General features: G+C 68.7%; 11 protein-coding genes. 5 read left to right on the top strand and 6 right to left on the bottom strand.

The annotated features are described in order from the left end of the window. Positions 1-249 precede the first annotated feature (249 nt). The 3 genes from trmB (at position 250) to ADL22_RS33595 (ending at position 3,160) form a co-directional block, all read left to right on the top strand. Positions 250-1,161 (top strand): tRNA (guanosine(46)-N7)-methyltransferase TrmB, encoded by a 912-nt coding sequence (gene trmB, locus ADL22_RS06755; protein ID WP_066974715.1) that lies wholly within the window; start codon positions 250-252, stop codon positions 1,159-1,161. Positions 1,162-1,301: 140 nt separating this feature from the next. Next, complete coding sequence (locus ADL22_RS06750) at positions 1,302-2,606, top strand: PrsW family intramembrane metalloprotease (protein WP_066974713.1); 1,305 nt, start codon at positions 1,302-1,304, stop codon at positions 2,604-2,606. Positions 2,607-2,701: 95 nt separating this feature from the next. Next, positions 2,702-3,160 (top strand): very short patch repair endonuclease, encoded by a 459-nt coding sequence (locus tag ADL22_RS33595; protein ID WP_267890147.1) that lies wholly within the window; start codon positions 2,702-2,704, stop codon positions 3,158-3,160. On the opposite strand, the gene ADL22_RS06745 is transcribed toward ADL22_RS33595, so the two are convergent. The 4 genes from ADL22_RS06745 to ADL22_RS06730 all read right to left on the bottom strand — a co-directional run bounded on the left by ADL22_RS06745 (position 3,101) and on the right by ADL22_RS06730 (position 8,581). Next, positions 3,101-4,390 carry a DNA cytosine methyltransferase gene (locus ADL22_RS06745; protein WP_066974711.1) on the bottom strand — a complete coding sequence of 430 codons (1,290 nt, stop codon included), beginning with the start codon at positions 4,388-4,390 and terminating at the stop codon, positions 3,101-3,103. The two genes, ADL22_RS33595 and ADL22_RS06745, sit on opposite strands and share 60 nt — an antisense overlap. A 181-nt stretch (positions 4,391-4,571) precedes the next feature. Beyond that, positions 4,572-6,395 (bottom strand): DEAD/DEAH box helicase, encoded by a 1,824-nt coding sequence (locus ADL22_RS06740; protein ID WP_066974709.1) that lies wholly within the window; start codon positions 6,393-6,395, stop codon positions 4,572-4,574. After that, entirely contained in the window at positions 6,395-7,807 is a 1,413-nt protein-coding gene (locus tag ADL22_RS06735) for a hypothetical protein (RefSeq protein ID WP_066974707.1), read from the bottom strand. Before ADL22_RS06735 ends, ADL22_RS06740 begins: the two co-directional genes overlap by 1 nt. 18 nt (positions 7,808-7,825) lie before the next feature. Continuing rightward, entirely contained in the window at positions 7,826-8,581 is a 756-nt protein-coding gene (locus ADL22_RS06730) for a hypothetical protein (RefSeq protein ID WP_324615513.1), read from the bottom strand. Positions 8,582-8,700: 119 nt separating this feature from the next. Between ADL22_RS06730 and ADL22_RS35185 the strand changes: the two genes are divergently transcribed. Both ADL22_RS35185 and ADL22_RS06720 read left to right on the top strand, forming a co-directional pair. Next, complete coding sequence (locus ADL22_RS35185) at positions 8,701-9,579, top strand: hypothetical protein (RefSeq protein ID WP_159048592.1); 879 nt, start codon at positions 8,701-8,703, stop codon at positions 9,577-9,579. 71 nt (positions 9,580-9,650) lie between these two features. After that, complete coding sequence (locus ADL22_RS06720; protein ID WP_066974717.1) at positions 9,651-9,953, top strand: hypothetical protein; 303 nt, start codon at positions 9,651-9,653, stop codon at positions 9,951-9,953. An 82-nt stretch (positions 9,954-10,035) separates the two neighbouring features. Here ADL22_RS06720 and ADL22_RS06715 read toward each other — a convergent pair whose 3' ends face one another. Continuing rightward, positions 10,036-11,001 carry an aldo/keto reductase gene (locus ADL22_RS06715; RefSeq protein WP_066974701.1) on the bottom strand — a complete coding sequence of 322 codons (966 nt, stop codon included), beginning with the start codon at positions 10,999-11,001 and terminating at the stop codon, positions 10,036-10,038. Between the two features lie 102 nt (positions 11,002-11,103). Continuing rightward, on the bottom strand, positions 11,104-11,541 hold a 438-nt coding region (locus ADL22_RS06710), incomplete at its 5' end, for a M23 family metallopeptidase (protein ID WP_159048591.1).

The raw sequence follows: 11,541 nt of genomic DNA, 5'->3' as shown, positions 1-11,541 counted from the left end.
CGCCGGGGGTGAGGTGAGCGGGCGGTGATCGGGGTGGGTGGGGGCCTGGGGCTTTAGGCCGCACGACCGACGCTTTATGCCGCACGACCGGCGCTTTACGCCGCGTGGCCGCCCGGTGGCCCGCCGCCGGCCGACGCCGGAGTGCCGGTCGGGCCGGAGTGCCGGCCGCGCCGGCGTCAGGGTCGGCGTTCCCGGGTGCCGGGTCGCCGTTCCCGGGTACCGGGCCGGCGTCCGTAGAATCGAACCACTGTGTCCAAGAATCCCGCCACCCACGAGACCGCCGCCCCCGAAGACGTCTCCCCCGAGTCCGCCGCCCCTGAGGCCGCCGCTGCCCGCGCCGCCGAGGCGGAGGCCGGCGCAGTCCCCGCCCCGGCCACAAGCGGAAGCACTCCCCTGGCCACCGCCACGCCCCCGCAGGCCGGCGGGTCGCGGCGCGGGGAGCCGATGTTCCCCGACGGGACGGGGCCGGCGGCCGACCCCGCGGGCTCGCACCACGAGCGGCGGATCCGGTCCTTCCAGCCGCGCCGCAGCCGCGTCACCGCCTCCCAGGCCGGGGCGCTGCGCCGCCTGTGGCCCGTATGGGGCGTGGACGTCGACGGGCTGTCCCGCCTCGATCTCGACGCGTTCTTCGGCGGCCTGCCGGTCGTCCTGGAGATCGGTTTCGGGATGGGCGAGGCGACCGCGCGGATGGCCGCCGCCGACCCGGGGACCGGCATCCTCGGCTGCGATGTGCACACCCCGGGCCAGGGCAACCTCCTCCGTCTCGCGGAGCGGGACGGCCTGTCCAACATCCGGGTGGCCAACGGCGACGCGATCATCCTGCTGCGCGAGATGCTCGCCCCCGGCTCCCTGGCCGGTCTGCGCGTCTACTTCCCGGACCCGTGGCCGAAGAAGCGCCATCACAAGCGGCGCCTGATCCAGCCGGAGTTCGTGGCGCTGGCCTCGTCCCGGCTCGCGCCCGGCGCCCTGGTGCACTGCGCGACCGACTGGGAGCCGTACGCGGAGCAGATGCTGGAGGTGCTCTCGGCCGAGCCGGCGCTGGAGAATCTCCACGCGGACTACGCGCCGCGGCCGGATTTCCGCCCGTTCACCAAGTTCGAGGGCCAGGGGCTGGAGAAGGGGCACGTCGTCCGCGACCTCATGTTCCGCCGCCGGGCCTGAGCCCCGGCCTGAGTCGGACCCGAGCCGACGCGGCTGAGCCGGGGCCTGCGGCGGCACGGACGCGGGACCCGGCCGGCCTCGGCCGGACCGAGCCGCGAACTCACCTGCCGGACCCGCCCGGCCCTCGTTAGGGTCGATGGGTGTACCCGTCACCGCCGCCGCTCCCCGAGCGCTCAGCCGGCCCGCCGCCGTACACATCCGCCACATCCGCCGACGCGCACCGGGGGCCGCGGCGCCGGCCCGCGCCCTGGCACAGCGGGACGGTGCGGGCGATCGCGCTGGCGTCGCTCCTGGCCCTCTCCGGAGTGATCATCCTGGGGATCGTGCGGCGCCAGACGGGGACCGAGGGGTTCCTGGTAGGGCTGGGGCTGGCGGTGTTCCCGGTGCCGCTGCTGATCGCGGCGTTCTGCTGGCTGGACCGGATCGAGCCGGAGCCGTGGCGGAATCTGGCGTTCGCGTTCGCCTGGGGGGCGTGCGCCGCCACCCTGGTCGCGGTCCTGGCCAACGGTTTCGCGACCGACTGGCTGGCCAGCAATATCGCCTCCGCGTCGCCGACCGAGGCCCAGGCGTGGGGTTCGACGGTCGTCGCGCCGATCGTGGAGGAGGTGATGAAGGCCGCCGCGATCGTCCTCCTCTACCGCTTCCGGCGCCGCGACTTCGACGGCATCACGGACGGCATCGTCATCGCGGGGATCACGGCCACCGGTTTCGCGTTCACCGAGAACGTGCTCTATCTGGGCAGCGCCTTCGGCGAGGACCAGTCGATGGGCCACAGCGGGCTGGATTCGCTGACGGCCGGGACGTTCTTCGTACGGATCGTGGTGTCGCCGTTCGCGCATCCGCTGTTCACGATCCTGACCGGGCTGGCGTTCGGGACGGCGGCGACCCGCTACCCGCGCCGCCGCCGGGCCCGGGCGGCGCTGGCCCTCCTCGGCCTGACGGCGGCGATCCTCCTCCACGGCGTGTGGAACGCCGCTTCCACCCTGGGCGACGCGGGCTTCCTCACCGTCTACGGCGCGGTCATGGTGCCCGTGCTGGTGGCGGTGACGTGGCTGGCGCTCTGGGCGCGCCACCAGGAACTCCTCTCCGTACGCGCCTACCTCGCGCCGTACACCGCGGCCGGCTGGCTGGCGCCGCCCGAGCCGCTGGCGCTGTCGTCCCTGAAGACCCGCGCGCTGGCCCGCGATATCGCCCGCCGCACCCACGGCCCGGCCGCCGCCCGCGCCGTCACCGCCTACACCGCCCTGGCCACCGCCCTCTCCTTCCACCGCCGCCGCGCCCACCTGACGGGCCCGCCCCCCGACTTCACCACCCGCGAACGCGACCTCCTGGAACGCCTCTGGCACCACCGCCCCTGGGCCGGCCCGGCCTTGCTCCAGGCTGTTGCCCAGCAGCTGGCCCGCCCACCGGGAACAACGCGCCAGGGAGATAATTACCGCCCGTAAAGCCGATGCCTCCCGGGCTCGTAGTGGGGGACCGGAATCCGGCGCAGGGCCGCCCCGTTCCATGCCGGATGTGCTCAAGGGCTACTCTCAGGTGCGTGCCTGATGAAGACCAGTGGACAGCACCGCAGGGCTCCTGGGCCTCGTCGGCTGCCCGCCGGCGCAACATGCAGGCCATCCGCAGCCGAGACACGAAGCCTGAGCAGGAGATCCGGCGGCTGGTCCACGCGCGCGGGCTGCGCTACCGGGTAGCTGCCCGTCCCCTGCCGGAACTCAGACGGACTGCCGACATGGTGTTCCGTCCGGCAAAGGTGGCTGTCTTCATTGACGGCTGTTACTGGCACGGCTGTCCCGAGCACTATGTTCCGCCCAAGACGAATCCGGGCTACTGGTCAGAGAAAGTAGCCGGGAATGTCAACCGGGACCGGGATACCGACCAGCAGCTCATTGAGGCAGGCTGGCTCGTGCTCCGGTTCTGGGAACACGAGCCTGCCAGGCTATGCGCGGACAAGATCGCTGCTGCGGTCGTCCAGCGACGGCTCCGCGGCGGACACTGAGACATCCAGCAGTTCTGCGATCTCACTCTGCCGGAATCCGCGCTTCCCTCTGCGCGCCCCCAGTTTCTCAATCGCGAGACCTTTCAGCAGCTCATCCCGGCGCGACGGCTGAAGAACAGATGCGATGGCACGCCCGACTGCTTCAGCAACCGGAGGCGGGAAAGCGTTTCCGACCTGGCGGTATTGAGCAGTCTTGCGGCCAGAAAACCTCCAGTCGGCCGGGAAACTCTGAATGATTGCTGCCTGCTCAACAGTCAGCATGGGGCCCGCAGGCCGCAGGAACTCCCGCTCAAGATGCTTTTCCTGGTCAACCGTCTTGCATTCGCGGATGTCATCGGCTACACCGAGGGCATCCACGCCGAGCGCAGCCCAGGCCGCCTTTGCCCGGCTCGGCCCCAGGTCAGCGCCGCCATGCTTACGTGACCCGCCCACGAGAGTGGGGGCTACCGTGCCCGGTTGGTCGGCCTCTTTCTGCCACCTGTCGTATGCGTCTGCGATCTGCTCAGCGCGCGCAGGGAATTCTCTGACCAGGGCATCCCGACGAGCCTTCATGGTTTCTTCGAGCGCTTCGAATACATTCTTCGGCCGCTTGCTTACACCCACCGGCCACGGGAAGTCATCAACGCCCAGGCCCGCCGCCTGCCGTTCGGAGTCCCGGATAGCAACGAAGACCGTACGCGGACGGAGCTGCGGAACACCATAGTTATGCGCCTCAAGGAGATGCCAGCCGCAGAACCAGTATCCGAGCTTCTCGATGTCCTTGATGACGTCATCGCAGTAACTGTCGAATTTGGCATCCATGATGCCGCGAACGTTTTCGATCATGACGGCCCGGGGCCTCAGGGCCTCAACCAGCTCAACCATGCGCCAGAACAAGTCCCGGTCATCGTCACGGCCGAGCTGCTTTCCGGCCACAGAAAACGGGGGGCAGGGGACCCCTCCGGCCAGCAGATCGAGTTCACCCTCCTTGAGGGCCCTTCCGCCGAGAGCTGCCATCTTGCGGCCGGGATCAAACTCACTCACGAGGTCCTGATTGAGCGCCTCGCATGCGCCCCAGTCCTCGTGGGCGGCGATGTTCTTGTCCAGCGTTGCGTGCGCATGCTTATCGATCTCGACGAGGGCGAGGTGCCGGAATCCCGCCTGGTGCAGGCCGAGTGCCTGGCCCCCCGCTCCTGCGCAGATCTCAATCGAGGTCAGCGGATCGCTCTCATCGCGGCTGCTCGCGCCCATCGGCGTGGATCCTCCTGGTGTGGCTCAAGGCAGATTCTCTAGTGTCGCAGAGATCTCAGTCGGCTCTGACGAGTTGCCGCTGCTCTCTGGTCCGCCATACAGCACCCGAAGTGTCCCAGGACACACGCAGGCCGCTCCAGGCAGGGTATGTTCCCCGCCCGGAGCAGCCCGGTGTCTCTGCTCAGCCCCTGCCGATGTGCCTCAGCATCGCCCGGATGTCCTGGGTGTCCAGGCCACCCGCCATCGGGGGCGCTTCCTGCAGGTCGGCGAGCTGCTGAACCGAGGGGTCATCCAGCACACCAGCCATGAAGTCCAGTTTCTGCTGGAGCCTGCGCGCCACCACCTCATCAATCGTTTCCTCAGCGGCAAGGACGGTCACCCGTGTATCGACACCGGGCGCAAGACCCAGCCGGTGAATCCGGTCAAGGCTCTGCAGATACCGGCCCGCCATGAAGTCCCGGTCCACGTACACCGCGTCGTGACAGACCTGGTGGAGGCTGATGCCCTCACCGAGAGTGGCCGGGTTCGACACCAGAACCATGCAGTCCGGATCTTCGCGGAAACGCCGGAGCTGTTCGTCCCGGTCGGGCGTACCACCGTGGACCACTGCCGGGCCGAAGTTCTCCAGCAGCTTGGCCAGCGACGTCAGGCTGCGCACGAACGTTGTCCACACGAGCGTCTTCCGGCCGGCCGCGGCGTTCGCCGAGACGATCCTGGCAGCTTCTGTGTACTTGGGAGACAGCTCGTAACTGGGCAGGTCTTTCAGCAGCTCGTAGAGAGAGCCGCCCTCCGGGATGTCCAGCGGGGGGAGGCGGTACTCGACCGGCTCATACCTGGTGCTTCCTTCCAGCAGCAGGGCAGGGTTCGTGGCCGCCATCAGGAGCCGCAGAGCCGACCGCCCGAGGGCGGCGAAATCGTCCGCGCTGGAGACCGCACGGGCCGAGATATCACCGACCAGCGCCCCATAGACCTCCTGATGGAGCGGCGTCATCGGCACGGGTACGAGCACCGGCTCAAGCGGCGGGAGTTCCAGTTCCCCCTTGGTCGTCCGGGTGAAGAGCGGACGGAGAGCCGCACTGGCCTCAGCCAGGTTTCCGTCAGCCACCGCCTGAGCCACAGCACGCTGCCCATATCCAGGCCACACAAAGCCCAGGAGGTTCTCCAGGTCCTTGGCTCCGTTCGGAGCCGGAGTCCCGGTGAGGATCAGCCGGCGCCTGGCCAGAGGCCCCAGGGTCATACAGGCAGCCCCGTACGTTCCCCGGGCACCCAGCTTCATCCGGTGCGCTTCGTCCAGAATGATCATGGATGGGGCTTCCTGGAGCCAGGCAGCGAGGAAGGGAAGCGAACGGTCAAGCCGCTCGTAATTGACGATCAGAAGCTCGGCCCACTCGTCACGAGCTGATTCGAGAAGCATCGGCCGCGGCCTGCTGTGGAAGCAGGCGCCGCTCTCGTACAGCCAGGACTCATAGGCCGACTTCGGGCTGACCACCATCAGCCGGCTAACTTCGCCCCGCTCCTTCATCGCCGCGTAGATGGCGAGGCCGACGCGGGTCTTGCCTGCTCCCGGCACACTGAAGTTGGCCCCGTGCCTCAGCGACAGCAGCTTCGCAATATCGCGCTTCTGGAATCCGGTGAGCGGGGCGGCCCAGTTGGCGCCCAGCACCGCCTGCACATCAGCCGGATCCAGGCGCTCGCGTGCGCCCGGTGCCTCCAGTTCTTTCCGTACCGTCTCCGCATCTTGAATGCTCGAAACGACCAGTTCGCGGAGGTCAGGGGCCCATTCGACCCCCTGCGGGTCAGGCCAGCTGCTGACGGCGTTGAGGTTGGCGAGAAGATCGTCGATTTCAACGATGACGGCAAGGGGGCCAAGCTGGCCGCCAGTACGGAAACGGGCGGCCAGCTGGACCAGGTCAGAGCGGCACTCCTCGGTCGTCCTGAGCACGACCTTTGTGCGGGAAGTATCGAAGCCGAGCAGCAGCGTCGGCTCAGTGCTGATGCCTGCCATCAGCTGAGACCCGCAGATGCAGCGCTGAGAAGCCAGCTCACGCCCTCGCCGGGCTCCCGAGCCCCCCGGCCGGCCTGCTGCGCCAGCTGCCGGACACTGTCGCGCAGTCTGACCGCAGCCTCGTCGAAGGCCGCTTCATCCAGGCTGTGTGAGGCACGGGCCTTTACCAGCTCGCCGATGCAGAGTTCAATAGCCGCACAGGCGTCGAGCAGCCGTTCAGGGGCAAGCTGCTTGCGCTTGCGCAGCCGGGCATCGCGGCCGGCCCGGTCGATTGCCTTGTCGAATGCCACGCTTACACCGTCCTGCAAAGCCTGTGCCTGCCGCTTCTCCTCTTCGCTCGTCTCCGCTGATGCAACCTGGGCCTTTGCCTGCAGAACGCACCGGTTCAGTTCCCGCGCCGCGAACACCTTCGCCGAAGCACCGGGGACCGAGAGGCCAAGACCGGGCACGGACACACTCTGCTCCTCCTCCGCCCCGGCAAGCAGCCCTTCAGGCAGTACGGCAGAGAGGTACTTCTCGTGGAAGCCCTGTTCGATGTGCCGGACGTCCGTCTTGGAGAAACCGAGGGTGATCGCCGTCATCCGGGACTCCTTGAGCATCTCTGCCCGCTCGGGATCTGCCGCCGCCAGCTTCACATAGTCGCGGTGCAGTTCCTTGAGCTTCTCCTGGTGATCCTCAAAGTCGACCAGCCGCAGCGCAGCGTTCTGACTTGTGCTGCGCTCAATCTGGTCACGCACCACGCGGAGAATCCACCGCTCCTGCTCATAGGTCTTGGTCTGGATCCGGAACGCCTTGGCGATCACCTCCGGCGTACGCCCGAGGCTCGCCTGCTCCTCCATGGCAAGCAGCCGGTTGATGTACGAGTAATCACGGCGGTGATCCTTGCGAAGCTGCAGCGCCAGTTCTACCGCGTTGATGTCGGCCCAGGTGAAGGAGGCAGGAAGGACCCCCACCCGCATGGTCCCTGCTGCGTCCAGTTCCCTGAGCGCGGCAGCCCGGGTGTTCCCGTTGACCAGGATCCCGTCATGGGTGATCAGGCCGGGGTCGGTCTGCCCGTACTCCTGCAGGCTCTTCTTGAGCTTGTCGAAGGCGGGGTCCCTCCGAGTAGGATCAGCCGGCTCAGCCTTCAGCAGCAGGTCCAGGAATCCCTGGCCATCGCCCCCCCAGGGATCGGACTTCAGCGTCTCGTCCTTCGCTGCGTCAAACGTACGCTGCGCCCGGATCCGGTGCGTTGCCGGGTTGTAATAGAGGTCCGACAGGGGCAGGTCGATGACCTCAACGTTCAGCGGCTGCCCGTTCCACTCCACCGTCACGGTCTCGCGGGTGCCGCCTGATTCCTTGACCTCCCGGACCCGCTTCGTGATCAGTTTGCTCAGCTCAGCCGCCCGCGGCGGCGGCGGGAATTCCTGCATGGTGTGGTCCCAGCCCCTCTATTCACTCTCGCCAAGAACTGCCTGCAGGACAGTCTCACGTGCCCCAGCAGGCAGGCTCCGGTAGGTTCCCCAGAGCTTCTCCAGGACGCTGAACGTGCGTTGGTCCGCCTTAAGCCACTGAGCCAGAACCTTGCGCTCCACCAGCCCCAGGGCGTCCACACCGGCCAGCAGGGCCGACAGGTCGGCCTCCGTGCCCCGGTTCCCGACCCGGCAGCGGTTGCATTCGGTGACGAGCTGCGTCTCAGTGGCGCCGCCCGGCAGCTTCACCGTACGGCGCGCGATGTCGAGCTGCGCCGTCCCCAGGCCCGCACCGAAACTCTCACCCGACCCCACCCCGCAGCTGCGGCACAGATAGCTGTCCGACCGCATGACTTCACTGCGCTGAGCCGCGGTCAGGTAGGTGTTCTGCTTGGCCTTGCCCTTGCCAGGCACCCAGACCGGCTCGCCCTGCTCCACAAAGCGGTGCTCGTCGGGGTTGAGACGCGGGTCTTCTCGGCTGGTGCTGATGACCCACCCCGCGGCGCGCAGATCGCGCATACGGCGGTCGATCTGCGCGACCCCGGGAAACGCCTCCCTCAGCGCCGCCTTGGTGAACCGTCCCCCTTCCCCCACCACTTCCAGCAGCCAGAGAGCAACGCGGATCTTGCTCCCGTACTTTTCGTCTTTCCAGGACGGCACATCCATCACAAACCCCCTGCTTCTGCTGACATCAATGACTGCTGGTGGTCCCGGGACCTGGGCCAGCAGCTCCATGCCTGACCATTTGTCGCAGGCAGGCGCGGACAATGCGAACGGCAGCGGCCGTTGCCCGGGAAAATGCAACGAAGGCGTTTAAGCTGACCGCAACTGTCACGGCAGCAAGGGGAGGGAACATGACAGTGAAGAGACGCCGTCTGGCTGAGCTGGACCCGGACCTGCCCCCCGGTGCACGAGGGCTCGCACAGGCGCTGCGGGCACTGCTGCCCCTGCTGCCGCCCGGCACGGAAACATTCGCGCTTCTCGCCGAAAAGGCAGCTGAAGATTGCGATCGCGAACCCCTCAGCAAGTCGACCGTATCCCGCTACTTCAGCGGGCGGAAGATAGCCCCGGAGTGGTTCATCCGCTGGCTGCACCAGAAGGCCCGGGACGGAGCCCGCGAAGGCCAGCACCCGCCTGAGCTGAGCGATCTATTGGAACTGCAAATTTCAGCAAACACGCCGACCGACTGTCGCGGATGTAACCATTTCATCCGCCAGCTGAGTCACCGTGCTGCCGAACTCCTGGCCGCCCGGAGCTTGGTATGGCAACTGCAGCAGAAACTTGCCGCACACCAGAATATGGACCAGTGGGCCGGTTTTGAGGCCGGCCGCCATAAACGTCTAACGGCGGCGAACAGAGCATCAGCTCCCCTGCCGGTCCCCCGCCACTGGGAGGACCGGCAGGCTGAGCTGAGAGACACCCACGCCGCCCAGCGCATCGCCACGGATGTCACGTCCCTCCTGAGCCAGCAGAAGCTCCATGAAGCGGCCGCGCTGCTCCAGAACGCCCTCGCAGTATCGACACCGGCTGAGATGACTGCGCTCGTCGTCGTGCTGCGCGGCCGTGAAGTGGGCGCGATGACGGACACTCTGCTCCAGGCATGCGGCCGGGACTTGCAGGCTCCAGCCGTCATAGGTCTCGCTCACGGCCTTCTGCAGAAGAGGCTCGCGGCAGACGCTGAAAAGGTGCTCCGGGCTGCGTCGGGACGGATGCAGGACAGCCCTGCCGGCTGACGCCTGCAGACAGCCGCTGGCAGACCCCGCGCGTATGGTCGGGGAAGACAGACAGAGCGGGAGGTTTTGTGATGGCGGGGATTCCGACGAGTGTGGTGGCGGCCGGGGGCCTGGTGGGGGGTTACGGCGTCGCGCGGTGGACGAAGAAGCGGCCGCTGGGTGGGGTGGCGCTGGCGGCTGCTGGGGCCGTGGCGGCGAAGGGGTGGCACGACAAGGCCGGGGCGAAGGCGGCTGCGGCGCTGAGTGGGGCCTATGTGGCGGCGTTCGCCGGGTCGCATCCGCTGGCGAAGAAGATCGGGGCGTGGCCTTCGGTGTTCGCGGTGGCGGGCGCGGTCGCGCTGGCGTCGTGGGCGGTGGCCGACCGGCGGGGGTGAGGGCGGAGCGGGGGCGCGCGGGCGTTTCCCGTTTGCGGGTGGGGCGGGGCGGCGCGTTGGTGGGTGCCGCCCCGCCCGGGTGTCAGGCCGATGCCTCGGTGAGGAGGGTCAGGTCGGCGTCGGTGAGGGTGAGCTCGGTGACGGCCAGGAGGGCCGGGAGCTGGGCGGCGGTGCGGGCGCTGGCGATCGGGGCCGCGACGGTGGGCTGGGCGGCGAGCCAGGCCAGGGCGACGGTCGCCGGTTCGGCGCCGTGGGCCTTGGCGACGGTGTCGAGCGCCTCCAGCACGCGGCGGCCGCGCTCGGTCGCGAGGTACTCGGCGGCCGTCCCGGCGCGGGCGCTGTCGACCGTGGTCCCCGGGCGGTACTTGCCGCTCAGGAAGCCGGAGGCGAGCGCGTAGTACGGGACGGCGCCGAGGCCGTTGCGGGCGGCCACGTCGGCGAGTTCGCCCTCGTAGGTGTCGCGGGAGACGAGGTTGTAGTGGGGCTGGAGGGCCACGTAACGGGCCACGCCCTCGCGGTCGGAGAAGTCCAGCGACTCCTGGAGGCGCCGGGCGGAGATGTTGGACGCGCCGATCTCGCGGACCTTGCCGGCCCGGACGAGCTCGTCGAGCGCCGTCAGGAACTCCCCGACCTCGACCGACTCGTCGTCGTAGTGGGTGTAGTAGAGGTCGATGTAGTCCGTGCGCAGGCGGGAGAGGGAGAGGTCGACCGCGGTCTTGATCGTGGCGGCGGACAGGCCCTTGTGGTCGGGGTGGGCGCCGACCTTGGTGGCGATCACGACATCGTCGCGGTTGCGGCGGGCCGCGAGCCAGTTGCCGAGGACCGTTTCGGACTCACCGCCCTTGTTGCCGGGGACCCATGCCGAGTAAACGTCGGCGGTGTCGATGAAGTTCCCGCCGCCGGCCACGTACGCGTCGAGGACGGCGAAGGACTCGGCCTCGTCAGCCGTCCAGCCGAAGACGTTGCCTCCCAGGCACAGCCGGGAGACGGACAGCGATCCGAGCGGCTCGGGGCCGTGAGGGGTGCTCTGGGTGTGTGTCGCGGTCATGTGTGGGTGCAGCGTCGAGGGGCGGGGATTTATTCCCCGCTGGCGGACGGTCTGTTGGGGACGAGGTGGGTGGTCGGGTGGTGGCGGCCCGCGGGGCGGCGGTCAGAGGGTGACACCCCGGTCGTGGAGCCAGATGGCCGGGTCCGTGGGGGCGCCGCCGGCGGGGCGGACCTCCAGGTGGAGGTGCGGGGCGGTGGCGTTGCCGGTGGCGCCGACGCGGCCGATCACCTCGCCCGTATGGACCCGGCCCGACGTCTTGACCATGGAGGACAGGTGGCAGAACCACAGCTCCGTACCGTCGTCCAGGGTGAGGACGATGCGGTAGCCGTACGCGCCGGCCCAGCCCGCGTGGGTGAGGGTGCCGTCGTGAACCGCCGTGATCAGCGTGCCCGTTGGCGCCGCGAAGTCCTGTCCGGTGTGGTCCGCGGCCCAGCGGTCGCCGGCCTGGCCGAAGCCGGTGGTGAGGGTGTACGAGGAGACAGGGGCGGCGAAGTCGCCGGTGAGGGGGGTGGGGGCGGCGTCGTGGCCCGTTTCCTGAGG

This window comes from Streptomyces sp. NRRL F-4489 (genome assembly GCF_001509485.1).
GTDB lineage: Bacteria > Actinomycetota > Actinomycetes > Streptomycetales > Streptomycetaceae > Streptomyces.
This window is presented reverse-complemented; position numbering and strand designations above follow the sequence as displayed.

Coding starts and splice junctions, on each gene's coding strand:
- ADL22_RS06715 (WP_066974701.1), bottom strand. CDS start 11,001: ATGACCGCGACACACACCCAGAGCACCCCTCACGGCCCCGAGCCGCTC.
- ADL22_RS06740 (WP_066974709.1), bottom strand. CDS start 6,395: ATGGCAGGCATCAGCACTGAGCCGACGCTGCTGCTCGGCTTCGATACT.
- ADL22_RS06730 (WP_324615513.1), bottom strand. CDS start 8,581: ATGGAGCTGCTGGCCCAGGTCCCGGGACCACCAGCAGTCATTGATGTC.
- ADL22_RS35185 (WP_159048592.1), top strand. CDS start 8,701: ATGACAGTGAAGAGACGCCGTCTGGCTGAGCTGGACCCGGACCTGCCC.
- ADL22_RS06745 (WP_066974711.1), bottom strand. CDS start 4,390: ATGGGCGCGAGCAGCCGCGATGAGAGCGATCCGCTGACCTCGATTGAG.
- ADL22_RS06720 (WP_066974717.1), top strand. CDS start 9,651: ATGGCGGGGATTCCGACGAGTGTGGTGGCGGCCGGGGGCCTGGTGGGG.
- ADL22_RS06735 (WP_066974707.1), bottom strand. CDS start 7,807: ATGCAGGAATTCCCGCCGCCGCCGCGGGCGGCTGAGCTGAGCAAACTG.